Here is a 21,126-nt window from a genome sequence, read left to right as displayed (position 1 = left end):
TCAGTTTTCCTTGGATTGTCCGATGTGCTTTACGCGATAGCCCAGCGGAAAAAGTTGCAGACCATAACGACTACGGATCACGCCCCAGATGCCTTTTGGCGCCTTGAGCATGACGACTATTGCGACCACGCCGAGAACGATCAGGTAAGTTGTTCCGAGGTCGGCCAGCGTTTCGCGCAGTGCAAAGAAGACGAGCGTGCCTATGATTGGTCCTTCGATGGTACCGATGCCGCCAATTACGACGATAAAGATGACGAAGGCGGTCCAGTCATTGACGCTGAACGCCGCATCCGGTGATATGCGCAGCTTTTGCAAGAAGATGAGCGCACCAATCATCGCTGTGAATGCCGACGTGACGACATACACAATGAACTTTGTGCGCCAGATATCAATGCCGAGGCTACCAGCGGCCAGTTCGTTGTCGCGAATTGCCGTCAGCGCCAACCCTTGGCGCGAGCGCAGGAAGAGATACACGGCAGTCACCACCAGCACAGCGGCCCCCAACGCCAACCAATAACTGAGCGCTTCTCGCATCGCGCGCCCGGACGCCAGTGATTTCACGATGGCAACGGGTAGCGACGATCCTGACCCTCCGCCAAGCGCTGAGATTTGTGCGAAGCTCAGTCGAAAGACCTCTGCGATGACCCATGTACCTATAGCAAAATATGCGCCTCGGAGCCTGAAGATCAGAACAGCAACCGGGATCGAAATCAAAGCCCCCAGCACTCCCGCTGCTGCAATAGCAACCAAGGGGTTCAGCCCACCCAGCATCGTAAGTGCGAATAGCATATAGCCGCCGAAGCCCACATAGGCCTGCTGGCCAACCGAGACGAGACCGGCGTAGCCCGCCATGAGGTTCCAAAGGGTGGCAAGTGAGAGATAGAGAAACAGCTCTCCCATCAAGCGCATGTCGGCGCGGCCTGCCCACCAGGGCGCTGCAATCAGAACAAGCAGAGCAATTGCGGTGAGGATCGCAGTAGCTCGGGCTGCTCTTGATGATCGAGATACGGAATAACCTTGTAGTTTCATCCGGAAATCCTCGGGAAGAGGCCGTTCGGACGAATGGCAAGAATGACAAGGAAAGCGATATGGCCGGCCAGCACTTGCCAGCCCGGATCAATCTTGGCTCCGATTGTCTGCGCGACGCCAAGGATAACGCCGCCAATCAACGTACCCCAAAGGTTGCCTAGCCCACCGATAATTACGGCTTCAAAGCCGAAGATCAGGCGGCCCCCGCCAATGGACGGATCAAAGCTTGTCCGAATACCAAGCAGGATACCGGCGATTGCTGTCACGCCAAGGGCCAGCGCCATTGCCAGGCCAAAGATATGCCGACGATTGAGACCCATGAGCTGTGCGATGTCTTGATTGTCAGAAACCGCTCGGAACGCGCGCCCAAGCGCGGTGTGATAGAAGGTCCATTGCAGCCCCCAAATCACAGCGATCGCTATCCCGAAGGTCAGTAGCGGTAATATCCCGAGGGTCACACCGCCCACTGCGACGCTGGTTGTTTCCAAAGCACCAGCATTCAGTGTTTGCGGGTCGGCCGTGTAAACCTCCAGCAATCCGTTCTGGATAATTACACTCAGCCCAAAGGTCACAAGCAGCGGTGGAAGAATATCGTCTCCCAGAGTTTGGTTCAGCAGGCCGCGTTGAAGGGCATACCCGATTGCCGCCATAACGGGAAACACGATCACCAGTGCGGCCATCGGATGCATCCCTGTCGCGGTCGTCACGGTCAGCCCGAGATATGCCGCCAAAACAATCAGATCGCCATGGGCAATATTTACGAGCCGCATGACCCCAAAGATCAACGACAGACCTGCGGCAAACAGCGCGTATAGCCCGCCCAGCAAAGTTCCCTGCACGATAGCGTTAAGCCATTCCATTTTATTCGATCCCGAAATACGCGCGCGAAATGTCTTCGCGCGAAACGGTGTCAGACGCGCTTTCCAGTGAAACGCGCCCCTCCTGCAGGCAGTAGACCCGGCTAGAGACCGACAGTGCCTTGGTGATGTCCTGTTCGACGATGATCGCACTCATGCCCTCACCGATGATGCTGGGCAGAGCGTCGTAGATACCTTTAATGATAATCGGCGCCAGCCCGAGGCTGATTTCGTCGAACAGGATGAGGTCTGGATTGGACATCAGGGCACGCCCTATGGCGACCATCTGCTGCTGGCCGCCCGATAGCGATGTAGAGGCCTGATCTTTGCGCTCATCAAGGATCGGAAACAGATCATAGACAGCTTTCAGATCCCAAGGGCCTGAGCGACCAACTTGGGCCCCGATCATCAGGTTTTCTTTGACCGACAAGGATGGGAATAACTGGCGACCTTCTGGAACCATAGCGAGGCCAAGCTCTGCAACCTCGTCTGCGCGAAGCCGGCCGATATCCTGACCTCGGTAGTGAATCTGATCCACGCCGTTCGTTAGCAACCCGGTGATTGACCGCATCAGGGTCGTCTTGCCTGCGCCGTTGGCACCAATGATGGCCAGAACTTCTCCCTCGCCGACGTCCAATTCGACATCATAGAGCGCTTGGAAATCGCCGTAGTAGGAGTTCAAACCACGTGTCTGAAGAATTGAGTCAGGCATCGGCTTCGATCCCCAGATAGATTTCTTTAACTTCAGCGCTTTCCATGATTGCCTGCGGCTCGCCCTCGGCGATCTTCTTTCCGAAGTCTATGACGATCAGACGATCCACGACGGCCAGCAGGGCGTGCACAACATGTTCGATCCAGATGATGGTGACGCCAGAGGCGTGGATGTCTTTGATGGTCTGGACCAGTGACTTGCACTCGGCTTCGGTCAAACCACCAGCAATCTCATCCAGCAACAGCAGTTTGGGCTTGGCGCAAAGCGCACGTGTTAGTTCCAGGCGTTTACGCTCCAGCAAAGTCAGGCTACCGGCAAGAACGTTTGCCTTGGGCAGCAGTTCTGTTTGGTCCAGAACCTCCAGACAAAAGTTTTTGGCCTGGTGTCCATGCATGCCAGCTGATTGCGTGGCGGCGATCATCGCGTTTTCGAAAACAGTCATGCCCGAAAACGGCTGCGGGACCTGAAAAGAACGCGCGATGCCTGCATGGCTGCGCTTTGCCGCGCTCCACTTGGTGACGTTCTGCCCACTGAATTCTATCACCCCGGAATTGGATTTGAGCGTCCCCGTGATCAAGTTGAACATCGAGGTTTTGCCGGCGCCGTTGGGGCCTATTACCCCGAGTGCCTCGCCTTGCTGAACCTCATAGCTCATGGCATCGGCGACAGTTACTGCGCCAAATGCCTTGCTCAGGTCTTGGAGTCTCAAGATTGTCGTCATGTTTCTCTCGGATGGAGGGTTCGGCGCCAAGATTGGCGCCGAATGTCTGGTCAGCCCAGCAGTTTCATGTCTGCCGTTGCCGGAACTTCGGGCGCGGTGCTGTTCGCAACAATCTGCAGCTCATAGGCGCCTCCGGACTTCTGCCACTGGCCACCGACCAGCGGAGTTTTGGTGACGTTGTTCATCGGCCCATCACCCCAGTTCACCGGCCCGACAATTGTGTTCAGGTTGGTTGAGGTGATTGCCGAAATGATCGAAGACGGGTCTTCCAGATCATCCGCCCGTTTGATGACATCAGCGACGACCTCGAACAGAGCGTGTTTAAAGCCAAGGGGTTGAGTCCAGGGTCGACCCGACTCTGCGGTATAACCATCGGCAAGGTCTTTCGAGGAAATGCCGGTGAGTGAGGACGAGAACGGATGATGCGGGGACCACCAGACCTCGGTCGACAACCCGTCACCGCGGTCTCCCAGCGATTCAATGACGGATGGGAACAGAAGTGCCTTGCCAATGGTCACGACCTTCGGGTTGAACCCTTGCTGGGCGGCCTGGCTCCAGAATGTCGCGAAATCAGGTGGGATCATATTGCCAGTGACAATTTCGCATCCAGCAGCCTTGAACGCTGCGATCTGGTTTGAGAAATCGTCGGATAGTGGCTGATAGCGACCGGGATCTGTCAGCGTATATCCCGCGGCGGCCAGCGGTTTAGGCAGGCCGAGCTCCGCATCACCCCAAGCATTACCGTCGGCGTCGTTGGGGAAAAGACCGCCAACAGTCTTGGTCACGCCAGTCTTGTCCCACATGTCGAGGAACGCTGCGATCACGTCCTCCAAACCCCAGAAGAAGTGATAGGTCGTTTCAAACCCCTCACCCGGAACACCATTGCGACCAAAGAAGTAAGGCTGCCAAGGGCAGTCGGTCGTGATGCAGGGAACTTCGTTGATCTCTGCCTGATCAGCGACAGGGTTCACCGTGTCCGGTGTTGAAGCCGCCACGATGATATCAACCTCATCGCCCAAGATCAGGTCAGCGGCAACCTCGGCTGCGCGGTTGGGGTTGGATTGGCTGTCTTTCGAAATGATCTCGACATTCCAAGTCTTTCCATTGTTGTCCAACCCGGCCGAAAAGACCTGCTGAATGGCTTGAAGCACGTACTCGTCGGCCTCGGCGAAACCAGCCAGTGGACCGGTACGCGGGCTGACATTGCCAATCCTTAGCGTCGGGTTTGCCGCATAAGCGCGCGTTGCCCGGAGGATGGCCGGAGCAGCGATTGCCGCCGTAGCCCCGGCAATAAAACCGCGCCTTGTGGCCGTCTTAAAAGTCTTTGTCATTGCGTCCTCCCTTCACCGGCCTCCCGCCAGTGTTTGATTGATCTTACAAAGTCTTCTCGAGATTTTTCAGATGTTTCGCCACACGTTGGCGAACCTGATCCGCCTCGCCCTCGGCCCATTTTCTGAAACCTTCGCCTGATTTCATGCCAAGCTTACCTGCATCGACAAGCGACTTGAGGTAAGATGAAGGTCCCTTATGCGCTTCGAGATCGTGCAGTACGTTTTCGTGGATATCGAGCGTCAGGTCGGTGCCAACCAGATCTGCGTTCTCCAACGGGCCAAGGACCGCCAAACGCCGCCCAAAGCTGGACTTGATCACAGTATCAACGGCTTCCGCGTCGCAAATACCGTTTTCCACCAGACTGACCGCTTCGCGCCACAACGCATGTTGAAGGCGATTGCCGATAAAGCCGGGCACGTCCTTTTCGACCATCACCGGAGTTTTTCCTGCGTCCTTCAGCAGATCGAACATGGTTTGCGCGATCTTGGGATCTGTCCATTCCGTCTTGATAACTTCAACTAGCGGGATCATATGCGGCGGGTTCCACCAATGCGTCCCCAACGAGCGGTTTTTCAGCCGCAAACCGGACATGATCTGAGTAATCGGCATGACCGAAGTATTTGATGCGAGTATGCAGGTCTCTGGTGCATGCGCCTCGATCTCGGCAAAGATCGCTTGCTTGAGCTCCAGCTTTTCCGGTGCAGCTTCGAACACTGCGTCGGCATTTCGAACCGCACCTTCGGTCGTCGCATAGATCTCAATCATTTTGAGGGCTTTTGTGATTGTGACCTCGTCGTCTCCCATCGCGGCCATGCTGGCGCGGATGCGGCCAGGCAGGGTAGCGCGCGCCTCTTCAACGGGATCTGTGATGGCGACATATTGACCTGCTTTTGCTAAGGTCAGGGCGATACCGTGCCCCATAAGTCCCGCGCCGATTACCGCTATCTGCTGCTTTTTACGCACCATTCTTTAACCCGCCGTGTATCCGCCGTCGGCATGAAGGATATGCCCGGTGTAAAAATCAGATGCCCTCGACGCGAGAAACAGAAGCGGACCCGCAAGGTCTTCTGGCTCACCCAGCCGCCCCTTTGGAACACGGGTCAAGAAGCCATCGCGCACTGCCTTCGCATCGTCGGTGTCTTCAAACATCCAAGCCGTCAAAGGCGAGCGGAATACCGTTGGCGCGATCGCGTTGACGGTGATCCCTGTTGGACCCAGCTCACATCCCAAGGCTTTGGTCATCCCGTTCACGGCGGCCTTTGACGCGCAATATGCCGTGTAACCGGCTGGGTGGCCAAGGATACTACGAGCAGAACTGACGAAAATGATCTTGCCGTATTCGCTTTGCTTCATGTGCGCCGCCGCCGCGCGTGCCAACAGCCAGCTTTGGTTCACGTTGGCGTCCATCACTGCGTCGAAGGTCTCTGGCGCCATTTCGTTGATCGGCGCAACTTTGTTCATACCAGACGCGACAACGAGAATATCGAGCTTGCCAAAGGTGTTGACGGCCTCATCAACCAATGCGTCACACGATGCTTCATCGGTCGGTCGGGTATTGATGGTCACTACCGTTGCACTAAGTGCCTCGCACTCTTTGGCAATGTCATTGAGCGCTTCTTGGTTTCCCGCCGCCAGAACAAGGTTGCAACCAGCCCCGGCCAGGACGCGTGCCGCTACCATTCCAAATGCGCCCGAAGCTCCGGTGATCAGTGCGACGTCATTTTTTACGTCAAACATCTTAAGTGGATCAGACATTCTTTTCGTCCTTAGCTTTCTGGCGGATACGGAATGACCACCAGCATTTTGCAGGTGTGGTTGGCGCGGTTCTCTATTTTGCGCACTTCGCCCGGTGCGATCGTGCAGCTATCCATGGGCCCAAGATTGGTTTCTGTGCCGTCAACGATGATGGTCATCTCGCCCTCCAGAACGACGTAGACTTTCTCAAAGGGCGTGGAGTCCGGCCCAGCACCACCGCCTGGCAAAAACTGGCTGAAGCCAATCCACTGATTTGTCGGCCCACCCTCTTCGAACCCTTGCAAGCGAAGCCCATGACACCCGAAGTGGTTCGGTGCTTCGTAGGGTGACGCGTCTTGAAACCGCTTCAGATGCATGTCCGTCTCCGCTCAAGGTTATTGGCGGCCGCCGGCGAACCGGCGACCAGTCCGTGAGTGTTCAGAAGTCTTCACCAGCTTCGATGCGGTAGGATTGGTTCTTGTCGATCATCGCGACCAAGCGGATGATGCAACCGTCGCCACGGTCCCAATTCCAGGGGAAGAACGCGAAGGTGCACCGCTTGCCGGTCACTGCATCCAGATCGCCGCCGACGTTTTCAATTCCGAGAATGCCTTTAGAGAACAGCATGTTGTGCACTGGCTCCCACTCGGGGAAATCAACTTCCCACGGAGTTCCGCCTGACCATTCAAGATACTCTTTTTCGAGATGAGGCATGATCGGACCGTTTCGCTGCGGACCAATGGCCGTGGCCAGCGGGTGATCGTTTGCCTGGGTGTCGTGGCCAACGACTTTCACGCCTTTCTCGATCATCCACTCAGCGGCGGAAGGAACGAGACCCGGGCAATAAGCAAAATAGTCGCCATCTTCATACTGCTTATGCCAGCCGGTGTTAATGATCAGCACATCGCCTTTGCGGATTGCATGACCACAGGCATTTTCCAGATCATCTCCGGTGATTTGTTCCCATTTCTTTTTGGGAACGGAAACCACCAAACCCGAGCCAAAGAAATGGGGGAGCGGAACCTCGTCGATAAACGGCGTTCCCTGAACGACATGCGCCGGTGCATCAATATGCGTGGTCACGTGCATCGTAGTGGTAATCGTCTGAGACAACACTCCCGACTTAGCCATGTAGTGTTTGCGGTCAATCTGGACGTCTTTGAAATAGGGCCAGTTAGGGCATTGAAACCCGTATCTGTGACTCAGGTTGTGGAACTCCAAGCCCATGTCATTGTCTGTGTTGCCCTGGAACTCGATGCCGCGGATTTCAACCATTGGGCATATCTCCTCTGTTCGCCGACGAAGTGGCGTTGGTCGATTTGAATTGAATGGGTGGCCTCCCCGTCTGTCCCGTATCATGATGCATACGCCCCGCAATGCGGTCAACTTAAAACTCACATTACGGTTGACTTGCACCGTATAGCGGTACAGATTTCCAGAGCACCTGACATCTGCAGCGGCAGAACCAAGAAATGAAGGGGAGATGTAAATGCCTGATAAAAATGACAAAGGTGGCATTCAGGTCATTTCGAGAGCAGTTTCGATTCTGCGTGCTCTAAAGGAAAGTCAGTCCGGGATGAGCTTGGGGAAAATCGCCGAACGCGTTGGCCTGCCCCGCTCTACAGTACAGAGAATCACAAGTGCCCTTGCGGAAGAGAAGTTTGTTATTTCCGATGCGAATGGAGGCGGTCTGCGGCTCGGCCCTGAACTGAACGCCCTTGCAGGGGCGGCCCAATACAGCATTGTTGAGCACTGCCGGCTTCTCTTGACTGAATTGACGCGAAAGACCGGAGAAACAACTGACCTAGCAGTTATGCGCGGTATCGGTATGGTTTTTCTGGATCAGGTTCCCGGCGTGTACCGATTGACGACGGTCTCGCAAGTGGGTGAAGTATTTCCATTGACCACCACCGCGAATGGCAAAGCATGCCTTGCCCAACTCAGTAAAGATGATGCGATCAAGCTTATTCGAAATGAATGGGACCGGAATGGCATCCAGAGGAACTTAGACGAGTTCTTGTCCGAACTCGCCGTGATCCGAGAACAGGGCCTTGCCTATGACATAGACGAGCATTCTGCCGGTGTTTCGGCTATCGGATTTTCCTTCGTCGATTGGGTTGGAGATTTGCACGCAATCTCCATCCCGGTACCAACGACCCGATTCTCAAGACAAAAAGCAACTATTGAACAAGCGCTTATTGAAACAGCCGCCAATATCCATCAAACTTTTCAATGACCTAACAAGCGGAAAATGGGCTAGGTGAAACCGTGTACCCCGGCTGACACAATCGTTCACGACAATTGGAAAGGACTCGGGAGTACATTTTCTTGGTTAGATGAAGCACAGATTCCAAGATCTGCAACGGTCGCCTAGGCCGCAAGCCAGATAGCCCATTTCCGAGCCGTTAACACAAGCGCTGTATTAAGGCACTTTGGACAATGACTCCAAAAATGCAACTAAGTCTGCAATCTCCTGCTCAGACAAATTCAACTCCGAGAGTATGGCTTCACCGTCGGTGTGTAATCTTTCCGTTTCAATTTCGCTGTAGTGCCTGATCACCGCATCCAAGTCGATCAGACTGCCGTCATGCATGTAAGGTGCGGTTTCGGCCACGCCTCGCAAGCTTGGTGTACGAAAGGTCCCAAAATCTGAGTGGCGCCTGCGTACACTGCGAACCACCCATGCACCTTGCTTTTCCGGATCGTCGCTCCAGTTGCCGTCCAATGTGTAGGCGTTTGAAAGCAAAAAATTCAAGCCACCGAACCGCCCTTCGTCGACCTCGGCTTCGCTCAGGAAGTATGGTACTCCAGCGTCATGGAACTCATTGTTGGAAAATCTCGGACCATTGTGGCACGACACACAGTTTCCATGCCCTATGAACAGCCGAAGACCTCGCTGGGCAGCTTCGGGGTAGTTCGCGGCCGCTGCTAAATCTTGGTTCTCCAATGCATCGCGGAAAGCGTCAAATTGTGTCCGGTCTGTAACCAACGTTTCCAAGTAGGCGGATAGAGTTTTGGCTGTGTTCACTAGCACAAGCTCTGGATCTTGATTTTGGATGTCGCCAAATATAGCTTCAAAATCATCAATGTAGAGACTTTCCGAGATAGCTGTTTTTAGGCTTTCTTTGCTGTGCGCCATCTCTTGTTCTTCGATGATCGGATGCAAGCTGGCTGCCCACAGGCTATCGCTCTTGCCGCTCCATCCATACCAGCGGAGACCGGCAAGGTTCCGCAGTGATGGAGTGTTTCGATTTAGCAGGACACGGCCAAGCGCCCGTGCATCGGACGTTGTAAATGCCTGTTCAGGATCATGACAACTTGCGCAAGAAAATGCACCGTCGACAGACAGCACAGGATCGTTGAATAAGGTCGCTCCTAGCGCGATCGCTCTTGTATCGTTTGAAACCCTGTTACTTGGGTCCGACTGAAACGAATTTGGCCATGGTCCGAAGGACAGTGTTTGTTGAATTTCGTCATCAGACAACAGGACTTCAGCACGAACGGTTCCTGTTAGGACAACAAGCGCTGTTGTCACCAACACCCTCATTTTAGCACGATGTCAGAAGTGTAGGAAACCGATCGCCCGCCGAAGGTGGCGTCAACTTGCAGCTCCCACAGCCCCGGCATGTGAAACAGCATGTTGTCTACGCGGAACACCCGGTCGCCTAATGCGGTGATATTGGGTGTGTAGTTTAGCCCGTGTTGGTGAGCAGGCATTATTGCATCGATGCGTACTTCGCTCACGGCAACATCGCCACAGACTGTCACAAGAATGGAAAACGGTTGGGCTAAAGGGATCTCGTCAACGGCCAAGTAAGTCTCGGGTGCGTTTTGAGTTTCCGAACTCATAGGTTGCCCTGCCGTTTCACAAGCGACGGCTGCGCCCGATGATACTAGAAACCAAACAACCCAGCGGATCATTCTGATGCCAGCAAACGTTCTGCGTTTGCGTATGCGATGTTGTCTGCGATTTGGTCTGGAAGCAAATTCAACCATTCACGAGAAAAATCAGCATGAGGTCCTACGTAGTACCAACGCTCTGGGGCGAAGGTATCCGTGCCAACCATAAACCGATCAGGGTGCGCTTCGAACGCAGCCTTCCAATCCGGGTCGATACGGCCTCGCGAAGCCATATCCGAACGGAACGCCAGATCGGCCCAAAGCCTGGGATAGGTGTCCAAAGCTTCAGACACTTTGGCCGGGTCGTCAAAGCCAGAATGGGCCCATAATACCCGAGCGTCGGGCCAGGCCTCAAAAATCAGATCAACCGCTTCTCGATCCCCGTGGTGATGTAGAATGAGGTTCCGCTCCCTTGCCAGTGCGATCATACGCTGGATAACAGGCGTCTTAATGTCGTCTCCGTAAGCATGGAATTCACCAATGGCTTCGTATTTGTTCTTCGCCAGATTTGCTTGCAAGTAGTCGATTACAGTTTCATCGTGCATCCATGTGTTGATTTCACCACGACGGCGATAAGGGCGTAGTGCCGGAACAACGATACCCGGTGCTGCTGCCAACAAAAGTTGAGTGCCATTGTCATCCGAGCTGGAGACGAGGGCTTTACGAATGCCCGCATCCCGAAGGATTTTGGCTACCTGTTCGGGGGGAACCAGTTTGACGGCATCGTGGCTGTAGTGAATATGCGCGTCAAAGATCGGTCGCTCTTCTGCCATGGCCGTACCGCAAAACAGCGCGGCAACCAAAATGAAGATATGTTTCAGCACCTCAAGCCTCCTCAATATCTTTCAGACTCTGGCAAGTGTAACGTCGAAATTCACATGCAAGAAAGGTTCGGCGATCTTATCGGAAAGCTCCATGCCTTCGGGAAATTCTGAAGCCGGTCTTTCGACATAAGTCATCACCAAGTCATCCCGAACACCAAACACTGTATCCTGATCCAGATAAGGATCGTCGTCGGGGAAAATCTCGGTCACCAAAGATCGGTAGCCTGCGGCTTTGACGATATAGTGCAGGTGCGATGGTCGCCAGGGATGACGGCCACACACCCGCAAGATATCTCCGACAGGACCATCTGATGGCACAGTGTATTCGACTGGCTTGACGGTCGTGAATGCATACATACCGTTTTCACCAGTGGTCATCAGGCCATGAAAAGAATAGGTGTCCTGTTCTTCGTCCTGGCTTGCATACATTCCATTTGGCGCCGTCTGCCAGATGTCGAGTTCTGCACCGGCAATCGGACTACCCTCGACATCCCGGACAACGCCCTCGGCCAGCAGAACCGGCCCACCGTAGTGACGCTTCATATCACCGCCGAATGGCAGTGGCGGTGCGCCAGAGACGTGAAAAGGCCCAAGAACAGACGAGCTTGTGGCGTCTTGAGTTGAATGGAGCATATCCACCAGCGATGACAGGCCCAACACGTCCGAGGCCAAGACAAACTCATGCCTGTCTTCGGTTTCCACAGCGGCGCACCCCTCCAGAAAAGCAATGCCCGTGCGCCATTCGTCATGCGTCAGGTTGGTTTCACGGGCGAAATCGTGGAGGTGCTTGACCAGAGATCCCATGACTTCTCGCGTCCGCGGATCAGTGTCCTTGGACAGGTATCCCATGAACACGTCGGTTATATTGTCTTTGGTGACAGAGCGCATTTTGGCCTCCTTAAATCAGGGCAAGGCTGAGGATCGGGAATTCGATCAGAATGAACAGAACGATTAACATCACTAATGCGAAGGGCAGCGCGCCCATAAACACATCCTTTAGCGAGATGCGATCATCGTTGATCGTGGATTTAATGACAAAGCAGGATATGCCCAGCGGCGGGGTCAAAAGCCCTATTTCAGCTCCGACCACGGTGATGATGCCAAACCAGATCAGCGACATATCCAACGCTTCGGCCATGGGCAGGAACAACGGGACAACGATCAGAATGATGGATGCCGTATCGAGCAATGTTCCCAAAAACAGCATCAGCAGGACATAAAGCAGCACGATCGACCAGAAGGACGCGGAATTCCCCGCAAGCAGGTCCTGCAACTGGTTGGGTAGTCCAGCGAGGCCCAGCATGCGGCTGTAGATCGACGCTGCAGTGATCAGGAACAGGATCGCCGCTGTGATATGGCCGGTCTCCAGCAATGCGTCCCAAAACGCGCGTGGTGACATTGACTTGCGTAGGACCGCGATGATCAAAGCGACGAAGGCACCAGCGGCCCCTGCTTCGACTGCGGTCAACCAACCCGTATAAATCCCACCAAGAACGATAGTGATAATGCACAGCGTTGGTAGCGTTTTGGATGCGATCTCGCCGCCGGACATCCATTCGGTGTCTTCGACGACCCGGCCCCCAACGAATGATGGTGTGAAACGTCCCATGGCCCAGATCGCGCCGACATAGGCGATTGCCAGCATGATGCCCGGTATAACTCCCGCAAGGAACATGTCCCCAACGGATTGTTCGGCGACGAACGAGTATATGATCAACATGGCCGAAGGCGGGATGATCATGCCCAGCACCGAAGAACCGGCCACCACGCCAACGGCAAAACGCGGATTGTAGGCCTGCGCCATCATCTGCGGCACCGAGACTTTGGTGAACACGGATGCCGAAGCAATAGACGACCCTGTAACTGCGGCAAAGACGGCGTTGGCTCCGACGGTTGCCATGCCGATACCGCCTTTAACCTTGCGAAATCGCATGGTCATGACTTCATAAATGTCCCTGCCCAACCCGGCCTTTGAAACAATGAGCCCCATGAAGGTAAACAACGGGATGGTTGCAAAGCTGTATTCCATAGCGCTGTCGCCAACCGCCACTTTCAACAGATTCAGCGCCAGCGTGAAATTGTCCCGCATCAGCCAGATCGACACGAACGAAACCACGCCCAGCGCAATCGGAATGTAGACGCCCGCGTAAATCAGAAAGACAATGGCAACGACCGAGATCAGGCCCATCTCGATCGGCGTCATTCTGCGGCCTCGTCATGCTCAGGGGTGCGGACAAGTTGCGGACGGTCCTGCGCCGTGACGACCTTGAGCAGGAAGATCACGCAGGCAAGCGCAGTACCGCACGCGATGACCAGTTTGACCGGCCACCAGGGCAATGTGAAAAGACCGGGCACTCCGAAGTAGTCCTGTGTCTCCCACATATGCAGGAATTCCGGAAAGGTCACATAGGCGATCAAGGCCATGAAGATTGCCGAGATGGCGTTGATGATGCGCCTCAGGTTAGCCGTTAGCCCAGGACGGCGATGGTGCAGCAAGTTCAGAAACCCATCCGAGCGCGTCAGCCGGTCCACTCTGACAACGTCTGCCAGTTGCAGAAAGACAATCATCACGACCGAAAACTGGACCATTTCGTAGGTCCCGCGCAGAGGGGCTGAAAACAGGCCACGCGCGATGACGTCGACATTCAGAACGACCACCAACGCAAGGACGACGAGCGTGCCCAAAGCGTTGGCAGTTATTGCAAGCGAATTGGCGACCCGCGACAGAACGGCAACTGCGGTCTTCAGCATGTATGGCCCCTTTCTCGGGTCTCCGAACGATTATTCGGTCGTCCAGTCACGCACACCAGTGAAACCGGCATCCTGAAGCTTGCCAAGATAAGCGGCCAGCATATCCGTGCCCTGCTCGCCGTTCTCATTCAGCGTTGCAGCCCATTCCTGCGCAACATTGGGCATCGCATTTGCCCACGCAGCGCGGTCTTCGTCCGAGATTTCAATGATCGATCCACCAGCTTCTACAAAGGCATCTCGTGACGCAGCGGCTCGATCCATTGCAATGCCTGCCACGTGGTCACGGTAGTCGATAGCCACGGCCTGGAGTACGTCTTTGACCTCGTCAGGCAGACTTGCCCAGTAATCGGCGTTGACTGTGACTGTTTTTGTATTCACCGCGCCAAGGTCTGCCTTCAACATGTAAGGGGCAACTTCTACGATCTTGAACGTCTTGGAGGCTTCCGGCCAAATCATCACGCAATCGACAAGGCCGGTTTGAACCATGTTGTAGAAATCAGTGAGGCCTCCGCGAACGCCCGCCGCGTCCTTGATACCCTCGAGATAGCGCAGGTTCAGGCCGGCACCCGCGATCTTGCGTCCTTCAAGGTCTGCAACTTTCTCGACCGGCTCTGAGCAGAACAGTTGATATGTGTCGAGTACAACGCCCGTCGCCAGGTAAACTTGGTTTTGCGCAGCGAACTCATTCTGCATGGCCGGGTATTCTCGCGCGATCTCGTCAACCGCCTTGGCGACGGCACGAGAATCCGATGCCACAAAGGGTGTCGACCCCGATATCCCCTGGCTAGGTAGCTTAGAAGAATGGAAGATGGTCGTGACGATGCCTATGTCACCAAGACCGAGCTGAATACCTTCCAGAACGCCTTTCGGCTTTACGATTGAACCGCCATAATTCTCTTGCCAATTAATCTTGTAGTTGCCGGAGGCGGCCAATCGCTTGTCCACTTCCGGAATGAAGTAATTGGTAAACTCCTTCACCCATAGTGCCCGATCTGGGTAGCCATCGATGACAACGGCAGAAATGGTTTCTTCCGCTGCTGCGGGAAGCGCCATGACGCTTGCCAGAGCCGCTCCGATAAGGCTGCGTTTGGTCCAGTTTTTCATTTCTCTCCTCCCAGAAAGTCGGGCCTTTTGTTTCTATTGGTTTGTTTTGACCCAGTTGACGGTCAGGTCAGTACCTGCCGCTTCAAATAGTTTTGCGATGGCACAGTACTTGGCTGTCTCTTCACCCACGCGTGTCAGTTCCTCCTGACTGGCGGGCTTCTCACAATTCAAGGTGAGCTCGATTTCCGGAAACGAAACATCGATCTCCTCCTCCACAAGGACACCGCGCCCGTTTAGCCTGCATTTCGTGTTGATTGTCACAGTGCCCAGGTCAATTCCCAAACTGTGAGTGTTCTTCTGACCGATGACATTGGTACAGGCGATCAGGGCTGCCATTGCCGTTTCGGTCGGGGACGAGCCAAGATTTGTTCCGCCGCGTTCGACAGGTTCGTCGACAATCACATCCAGATCGCGAATTGAGATCTCGGTGCGCGTATGCGTCGGGTACTGAGCTGTCGTGCCGTAAGTCACGACAGGTTTTACTTTCATAGCCACAGCGTCACTTCCTCATGCATAAGAGCAAACCTTTTCGAATGGGAAACGCGGAAGCTTCTGGAACAAACCGGACTCGTCCGCGTATCCCAGATTGCAAAGAAAATTGGACTTGAGCGTCGTGTCCGCGAAGAATTCCTTATCGACGATCTTGTTCGAAAAGCCTGACATGGCCCCGACGTCCAACCCGACAGCCCGAGTCGCAATCATGAAGTAAGCGCCCTGAAGCGTGCCATTTCGAAAGGCAGTGTCTGCCACGTAGTCGGGCTTGTTTTCGAACAAGGGCCTGCGATCTTCGTGCGGGAAAAGAAAAGGCAGTTCCTTCCAGAACTCCATGTCATAGGCAATGATCGCCGTGACCGGGGCATCCATCATCTTTGGCACGTTCTTGGGCTTCAACGACTTGGCAAGCCGCTCTTTGCCCTCAGGGCTTTTAACGAAAGTAAAGCGGGCGGGTAGAGTATTCATGCTGGTCGCGCCGTTGATCGTGATGTCGTAGATCTCTTCAAGTAGGTCGTCGGAAACAGGCTTGTCGGTCCACGCGTAGTGCGATCTGGATTCGCGCAGGATCAAGGCGATCGCGTCGTCCGACAGGCGTGGAATGCGTTCGCGCAGATCGCGGTGATCCTGCTGCGCCTTGGCGCGAAGTGCCTCCAGCTCTGCCCCGATCGGTGCGCTCATGCTGCGGCCACCTTTGACCTGGCGTCTTTTTCGTCGACGATTGGGCTGGCGCAAATGCCGATACCTTCAATCTCGACCTCGACGGTTTCACCGGGCTTTAGCCAACGTGGATTGGGCTTTTTGGCGTGGCCGACACCCGGTGGTGTACCCAACGCAATCAGGTCTCCGGGCTCTAGAGTGGTATATTCCGAAATCGTCGCGATGACCTGACGAACGCCCCAGATCATGTTGGCGGTGTTTGAGCTTTGTAGGATTTCATCGCCCACACGGCTTTCGATCTTCAGACCGGACGCTCCTTCGGGTAGTTCGTTAGGCGTTACGGTGAAAGGACCGATCGCGCCAGTGTCATCGAAGTTTTTTCCGGGGGTCCATTGAACGGTTTTGCGCTGATAGTCCCGTACCGACCCGTCGTTGAACACGGTGTAACCAAAGACATAATCCAGGGCGTCCTCTTCCGAGATATGCCGACCTCGTTTTCCGACTATCAGCATAAGCTCGGCTTCGTAGTCCAGCTTCTCAGAACAGGCAGGCCGCACCATGGGCTGACCCGCCGCCATGATCGAGTTTTTCCCACGCATGAACAGCGTCGGATACTCCGGAGTATCATATCCGCCTTCCTTGATGTGGTCCGTGTAGTTCAACCCCATGCAAATGATTGTGCCGGGCGCGACCACGGGCAATGCTGGTGTGATAGATGACAAAGGCACTCTGTCTGCCGCAGAGACTTTTTCAGCCACCGAATCGGCCAGCTCAGGCCTGGCTATCAAACCCATCAGATCGGAACCGATGGCAGGTTCCAAAGATGTTAAATTCACTGCGTTTTCACCGTTCACGGCGAAAACAGCTGTACCTTCCAAAGACTCTCCCACCAGGTATTTCATTGTAACCATCCATTTTTAGTTCACTTGATTTTTGCCGACTATTTTGCCATATGTCAAATAATATCGATATTTTTGGAGACCCAGATGGTTGCTTGGGCGGACTACAAATCAGAAGCAAAGAGCCGTGGTGCACTTGCATTCGAGCTTTACGTTGCGCATAGCACGCCTGCCAGATCGCCCGAAGATGTTAAGGCATCGCTTGCAGACCACTTGGCCTATCAAGCTCAGCTTGAACGCGCAGGGCAGTTGGCTTTTGCCGGCCCAATGTCGGATGAGACAGGGGAACACATGCAGGGGGTGGGGCTGATCATTTATCGCGCCGACAGCCTAGAGGCCGCTCACAAGCTGGCCGAGGACGATCCGATGCATAAAAGCGGGGCGCGCAGTTTTGTGCTTCGGCGCTGGATGATTAACGAAGGCTCTCTGAACCTCTCAGTCGGCCTATCGACCGGAACGAACGTCCTAAGTTAAAAGCGCCCAGAAGATTGCACATTCTAAAAGGAACCGTCGGATATGGACGCCATGCTTGACACTGAGGGCAAAGAGACATCAGCCACTCATGGTGCGTATCGGAGGCTGCGCGAACTGATCCTGACCGGCGAATTGCCTCCTGGGCAAAAACTCAAGATCGAGCAACTTCGCGGCATTCTGGACACTGGAGCAAGCCCGGTTCGCGAGGCTCTTAGCCTATTAACCTCGGATATGTTGGTCGAGCGTATTGACCAGCGCGGGTTCAGGGCTGCGCCAGTGAGCAAATGTAACTTTGAGGAAATCCTTCTATTGCGCTGCAACCTCGAGGAAACCGCGTTGCGCGCCTCTATCGCAAACGCGGATGCGGCCTGGGAGGATCGGCTTGTTTTGCGTCACCACCGTATGAAAAAGGCAGGCCAAAATGGGACACTCGACTTTGAAGACGCGCACAAAGCGTTTCATATGGCGTTGTTGGACAATGCGAAACTGCCGCTACTGCTGCGGTATTGCTCGCAGTTATACGACTTGAACATTCGCTACCGCTATCTGGCAGCCGGCGGGTCGAGCTACAAAAAGCGGAACATCGCCGCCGAACATCATCACATTCTGGACGCCGCGTTGGATAATGACGCAGACGGCGCGACCAAGCACTTGATCGATCACTACCGTCGAACGGGTGAATACCTGAGCAGCCAGATGGATACCTGAAATGCAACGGAATTGGTTTCTGGGAGATCTATTAAACCAATTGCTGGACCGTCCTGACAAAAGGCGTGGCAAGGATGACAAACGACCCATTGCTGAACTTTGCGAGGCGCTTTTGTCCACAGAAGGTGAGATATCAGGCTTCACGCTCGCGTCCACCATACTTGATCGCTACCAGACCTTAGATGACGCAGGAAAACTGGACTTTTTTGTCTATTTAAATGACCAGCTTGAGTTAGACGCAGAACAACTGTCTGACACGGCGCGCCTCTATGCCAATGATCGAAATGTCAATCTATATCAAAATCTTAGTGAAGCCGCGGAACCCAAGCGGCAAGAGTTATTGCGCCGACTGAACCAGCCGTCTGGTGCGACACAAGAACTTGTGGCTATGCGCGTTGATCTGCTGCGCTTTCTCAAATCCAATGCCAAACTCAAGCGAACCGATATTGATTTTGTCCATTTGTTGCGAAGCTGGTTCAATCGGGGCTTTCTTGTTCTCAAGCAAATTAGCTGGGATACGCCTGCGCGCGTTCTGGACAAGATCGTCACTTATGAGGCGGTTCATCAGATCAACGATTTGGACGATTTGAGGCGCAGGCTCTACCCACCTGACCGTCGTTGTTTTGCGTTCTTCCACCCCTCAATGCCCGATGAGCCGCTGATTTTTGTCGAAGTGGCTCTTGCAACTGAAATCCCGGGCGCGATCGATACGCTTTTGTCTGAAACTCGAGAACCAATTGAAGCCGAACAGGCAAAAGTCGCGGCGTTCTATTCCATTTCAAACTGCCAAAAGGGTTTAACGGGAATCAGCTTTGGGAATCTGTTGATCAAACAGGTTGTTACGGAACTTTCGCGTGAGCTTCGAGGGCTAGATACCTTTGTAACGTTGTCGCCGATACCAGGGCTGAACCGTTGGCTGGTCGGCGAAACAGAACATCCGGAACATGGCCATGCCGCCGAGGCCGTACTAGCAGCGACGGCCTCGCCTCAGGACGTGCGGGCGATGGCCGCTCGGTACTTGATGCTCGCCAAGCGCGAAGACGGGATGCCGTTGGATCCCGTGGCTCGCTTTCATCTGGGCAATGGTGCTGAGCTTCATGAACTACACGCTTGCGCAGATCTGTCGCCAAATGGGCGCGCCCAATCCGGAGGCGCGATGGTCAACTACCTTTACGATTTGAACAAAACAGAACGTCACCACGAAGAATTCGCGACACATGCCACAATCCAAGCCTCGCGTTCAGTTTGTGCGGCTTCAACTGCAGCGCTTGCGATCAAGCCAAGGGAAAATACAGCGTGACCAACACCCTCTACGACAGCTTGTTTGCCCGCCACGAGGGCAACAGGGCTCCATTCCTGCAACTTGATGATGGCAGGGTGGTTTCCTATGACGCGTTTCTAAAGCGCGCCGCACAGATCGCGCATGTTTTGCGGAACAGCGGAGTTTCTCCTGGGGATCGCGTCGTAGTGCAGGCCCCCAAACTGGCTGATACGATTGCGCTCTACGCTGCTTCGGTTCAGGCAGGCGCTGTCTACCTGCCCCTTAACACTGCTTATACATTTGCAGAGTTGGACTACTTCATCTCTGACGCTCAACCAGCGATGATCATTTGCGACAGCAACGACGAAGTTGAAATCGAAAGATTGGCTGCCCGATCTGGCGCAAAGCTGCTGACCCTCGGCGGCGATAGTTCAACCCTGAGCCTTGCAGCAGACGCGCAGCCTTGCGTATTCGAAACCATGGAACGCGCGCCAGACGACCTCGCGGCACTGCTATACACATCTGGAACGACGGGTAGGTCCAAGGGCGCGATGCTTAGCCATCAAAATCTGCTATCCAATGCCAAGGCCCTTGTGGATATGTGGGATATTACAAACAACGACAGCTTGATTCACGCGCTGCCGGTCTTTCACACGCACGGGCTTTTCGTGGCGATGAATACGTCATTGCTAGCCGGTACCAAAGTTCGGCTTATGGAAAAATTCGACATTGGCATGATCCTGGAAGAATTGCCTCACTCGACCCTTCTGATGGGTGTCCCCACTTTCTACACCAGATTGCTGGCGGATGACGGTTTCACCAAGGAAATCACAGGAAGCATCCGTCTGTTCATTTCCGGTTCAGCCCCATTGCTGGCCGAGACCCACGTGGCGTTCGAAACGCGCACCGGCCACCGCATCCTTGAGCGCTATGGAATGACTGAGACGAACATGAACACCTCGAACCCATATGACGGTGAGCGTCGCGCAGGAACTGTCGGCTTGGCGCTTCCCGGCACCGAGGTGATCGTTACCAATCCTGAAACTGGAGAACCGCTGCCACGGGGCGAGGTTGGAATGATCGAAGTAAGAGGGCCCAATGTGTTCGAAGGCTATTGGCAGATGCCCCAGAAAACCGCCCAAGAGCTACGGGGAAACGGGTTCTTCATCACCGGAGATTTGGGCCAGTATAGCGAGGACGGCTATCTGTCGATTGTAGGCCGGTCAAAAGACCTGATCATCACTGGTGGTTACAACGTCTATCCCAAAGAAATTGAAGACGTCCTGAATGATATCGAAGGTGTCCTTGAGTCAGCGGTCTTCGGGATTCCCGACACCGAATTTGGCGAAGCTATCATTGCCACACTGGTTGCTGAGCCCAGCGCGCAACTTAACATGGAACAGATCGCGGGAACCATCAGAGACAAGCTATCGCGTTTCAAACATCCGCGCTGCTACGAACTTGTCCCGGACCTGCCGCGCAATACAATGGGAAAGGTCCAAAAAAATGTGCTGCGCGAACAATACACGCAAAAAGAATTACCAATGGGTGTGTCCTAGCAGCCGGCTGAAAAACACAAACCAACCACGACCCTTTGATCTGACTGCCTCACCCTTCGAACTGCCAACTCATCAGGAGCTTCACCATGACCCGCATGACGGCAAAAGA

General features: G+C 54.4%; 24 protein-coding genes. 5 read left to right on the top strand and 19 right to left on the bottom strand.

Annotated elements, in window-relative coordinates; genetic code table 11:
- From ACR0L4_RS16855 to ACR0L4_RS16815, 9 genes are all read right to left on the bottom strand, one after another.
- Positions 1–1,029 carry a branched-chain amino acid ABC transporter permease gene (locus ACR0L4_RS16855; RefSeq protein WP_480514280.1) on the bottom strand — a complete coding sequence of 343 codons (1,029 nt, stop codon included), beginning with the start codon at positions 1,027–1,029 and terminating at the stop codon, positions 1–3.
- Positions 1,026–1,889 carry a branched-chain amino acid ABC transporter permease gene (locus ACR0L4_RS16850; RefSeq protein ID WP_480514279.1) on the bottom strand — a complete coding sequence of 288 codons (864 nt, stop codon included), beginning with the start codon at positions 1,887–1,889 and terminating at the stop codon, positions 1,026–1,028. The genes ACR0L4_RS16855 and ACR0L4_RS16850 overlap by 4 nt, the downstream gene beginning before the upstream one ends.
- A gap of 1 nt (position 1,890) precedes the next feature.
- Positions 1,891–2,598 carry an ABC transporter ATP-binding protein gene (locus ACR0L4_RS16845; RefSeq protein ID WP_480514278.1) on the bottom strand — a complete coding sequence of 236 codons (708 nt, stop codon included), beginning with the start codon at positions 2,596–2,598 and terminating at the stop codon, positions 1,891–1,893.
- Entirely contained in the window at positions 2,591–3,319 is a 729-nt protein-coding gene (locus ACR0L4_RS16840) for an ABC transporter ATP-binding protein (RefSeq protein ID WP_480514277.1), read from the bottom strand. The genes ACR0L4_RS16845 and ACR0L4_RS16840 overlap by 8 nt, the downstream gene beginning before the upstream one ends.
- Positions 3,320–3,369: 50 nt before the next feature.
- The gene (locus ACR0L4_RS16835; protein WP_480514276.1) at positions 3,370–4,650 is read right to left on the bottom strand and encodes an ABC transporter substrate-binding protein; all 1,281 of its coding nucleotides are present in this window, start codon (positions 4,648–4,650) and stop codon (positions 3,370–3,372) included.
- A gap of 43 nt (positions 4,651–4,693) precedes the next feature.
- Positions 4,694–5,617 (bottom strand): 3-hydroxyacyl-CoA dehydrogenase family protein, encoded by a 924-nt coding sequence (locus tag ACR0L4_RS16830; RefSeq protein WP_480514275.1) that lies wholly within the window; start codon positions 5,615–5,617, stop codon positions 4,694–4,696.
- Between the two features lie 3 nt (positions 5,618–5,620).
- Positions 5,621–6,406 (bottom strand): SDR family NAD(P)-dependent oxidoreductase, encoded by a 786-nt coding sequence (locus ACR0L4_RS16825; protein ID WP_480514274.1) that lies wholly within the window; start codon positions 6,404–6,406, stop codon positions 5,621–5,623.
- An 11-nt stretch (positions 6,407–6,417) separates the two neighbouring features.
- Positions 6,418–6,762 carry a cupin domain-containing protein gene (locus ACR0L4_RS16820; RefSeq protein WP_480514273.1) on the bottom strand — a complete coding sequence of 115 codons (345 nt, stop codon included), beginning with the start codon at positions 6,760–6,762 and terminating at the stop codon, positions 6,418–6,420.
- Positions 6,763–6,823: 61 nt separating this feature from the next.
- Positions 6,824–7,660 (bottom strand): cyclase family protein, encoded by an 837-nt coding sequence (locus ACR0L4_RS16815; protein ID WP_480514272.1) that lies wholly within the window; start codon positions 7,658–7,660, stop codon positions 6,824–6,826.
- Positions 7,661–7,874: 214 nt separating this feature from the next.
- Here ACR0L4_RS16815 and ACR0L4_RS16810 point away from each other — a divergent pair, with 214 nt between their 5' ends.
- Positions 7,875–8,621 carry an IclR family transcriptional regulator gene (locus ACR0L4_RS16810; protein WP_170751342.1) on the top strand — a complete coding sequence of 249 codons (747 nt, stop codon included), beginning with the start codon at positions 7,875–7,877 and terminating at the stop codon, positions 8,619–8,621.
- Between the two features lie 186 nt (positions 8,622–8,807).
- On the opposite strand, the gene ACR0L4_RS16805 is transcribed toward ACR0L4_RS16810, so the two are convergent.
- From ACR0L4_RS16805 to ACR0L4_RS16760, 10 genes are all read right to left on the bottom strand, one after another.
- On the bottom strand, positions 8,808–9,920 hold the full coding sequence (locus ACR0L4_RS16805) for a cytochrome c peroxidase (protein WP_170751340.1): 1,113 nt from the start codon (positions 9,918–9,920) through the stop codon (positions 8,808–8,810).
- 8 nt (positions 9,921–9,928) lie between these two features.
- Positions 9,929–10,234: a hypothetical protein gene (locus tag ACR0L4_RS16800; RefSeq protein WP_170751339.1), complete on the bottom strand. Its 306-nt coding sequence runs from the start codon at positions 10,232–10,234 to the stop codon at positions 9,929–9,931.
- A 68-nt stretch (positions 10,235–10,302) separates the two neighbouring features.
- Positions 10,303–11,109 (bottom strand): amidohydrolase family protein, encoded by an 807-nt coding sequence (locus ACR0L4_RS16795; RefSeq protein WP_170751337.1) that lies wholly within the window; start codon positions 11,107–11,109, stop codon positions 10,303–10,305.
- Between the two features lie 21 nt (positions 11,110–11,130).
- Positions 11,131–11,997 carry a dioxygenase family protein gene (locus tag ACR0L4_RS16790; RefSeq protein WP_480514271.1) on the bottom strand — a complete coding sequence of 289 codons (867 nt, stop codon included), beginning with the start codon at positions 11,995–11,997 and terminating at the stop codon, positions 11,131–11,133.
- Between the two features lie 10 nt (positions 11,998–12,007).
- Positions 12,008–13,312: a TRAP transporter large permease gene (locus ACR0L4_RS16785; protein ID WP_480514270.1), complete on the bottom strand. Its 1,305-nt coding sequence runs from the start codon at positions 13,310–13,312 to the stop codon at positions 12,008–12,010.
- Positions 13,309–13,860 (bottom strand): TRAP transporter small permease subunit, encoded by a 552-nt coding sequence (locus ACR0L4_RS16780; protein WP_480514269.1) that lies wholly within the window; start codon positions 13,858–13,860, stop codon positions 13,309–13,311. Before ACR0L4_RS16780 ends, ACR0L4_RS16785 begins: the two co-directional genes overlap by 4 nt.
- A 30-nt stretch (positions 13,861–13,890) precedes the next feature.
- The gene (locus ACR0L4_RS16775; protein ID WP_480514268.1) at positions 13,891–14,964 is read right to left on the bottom strand and encodes a C4-dicarboxylate TRAP transporter substrate-binding protein; all 1,074 of its coding nucleotides are present in this window, start codon (positions 14,962–14,964) and stop codon (positions 13,891–13,893) included.
- Positions 14,965–14,997: 33 nt separating this feature from the next.
- Positions 14,998–15,453 carry an OsmC family protein gene (locus ACR0L4_RS16770; RefSeq protein WP_480514370.1) on the bottom strand — a complete coding sequence of 152 codons (456 nt, stop codon included), beginning with the start codon at positions 15,451–15,453 and terminating at the stop codon, positions 14,998–15,000.
- Between the two features lie 18 nt (positions 15,454–15,471).
- Entirely contained in the window at positions 15,472–16,137 is a 666-nt protein-coding gene (locus ACR0L4_RS16765) for a malonic semialdehyde reductase (protein ID WP_480514267.1), read from the bottom strand.
- Entirely contained in the window at positions 16,134–17,018 is an 885-nt protein-coding gene (locus ACR0L4_RS16760) for a fumarylacetoacetate hydrolase family protein (protein WP_170751324.1), read from the bottom strand. Before ACR0L4_RS16760 ends, ACR0L4_RS16765 begins: the two co-directional genes overlap by 4 nt.
- An 84-nt stretch (positions 17,019–17,102) precedes the next feature.
- On the opposite strand from ACR0L4_RS16760, the gene ACR0L4_RS16755 reads away from it, so the two are divergent.
- The 4 genes from ACR0L4_RS16755 to ACR0L4_RS16740 are packed head-to-tail and all read left to right on the top strand — an operon-like array spanning position 17,103 to position 21,017.
- On the top strand, positions 17,103–17,489 hold the full coding sequence (locus ACR0L4_RS16755; RefSeq protein WP_170751717.1) for a YciI family protein: 387 nt from the start codon (positions 17,103–17,105) through the stop codon (positions 17,487–17,489).
- 51 nt (positions 17,490–17,540) lie between these two features.
- Entirely contained in the window at positions 17,541–18,197 is a 657-nt protein-coding gene (locus ACR0L4_RS16750) for a GntR family transcriptional regulator (RefSeq protein WP_480514266.1), read from the top strand.
- A 1-nt stretch (position 18,198) separates the two neighbouring features.
- Positions 18,199–19,497, top strand: a complete 1,299-nt coding sequence (locus ACR0L4_RS16745; protein WP_480514265.1) for a malonyl-CoA decarboxylase domain-containing protein — start codon at positions 18,199–18,201, stop codon at positions 19,495–19,497.
- The gene (locus ACR0L4_RS16740) at positions 19,494–21,017 is read left to right on the top strand and encodes a malonate--CoA ligase (protein WP_170751317.1); all 1,524 of its coding nucleotides are present in this window, start codon (positions 19,494–19,496) and stop codon (positions 21,015–21,017) included. Before ACR0L4_RS16745 ends, ACR0L4_RS16740 begins: the two co-directional genes overlap by 4 nt.
- Positions 21,018–21,126: the final 109 nt, after the last annotated feature.

Source organism: Ruegeria sp. AB5 (assembly GCF_056542645.1).
Note: the sequence above shows the minus strand (reverse complement) of the source record. Positions and strands in the feature narration are given on the sequence as shown.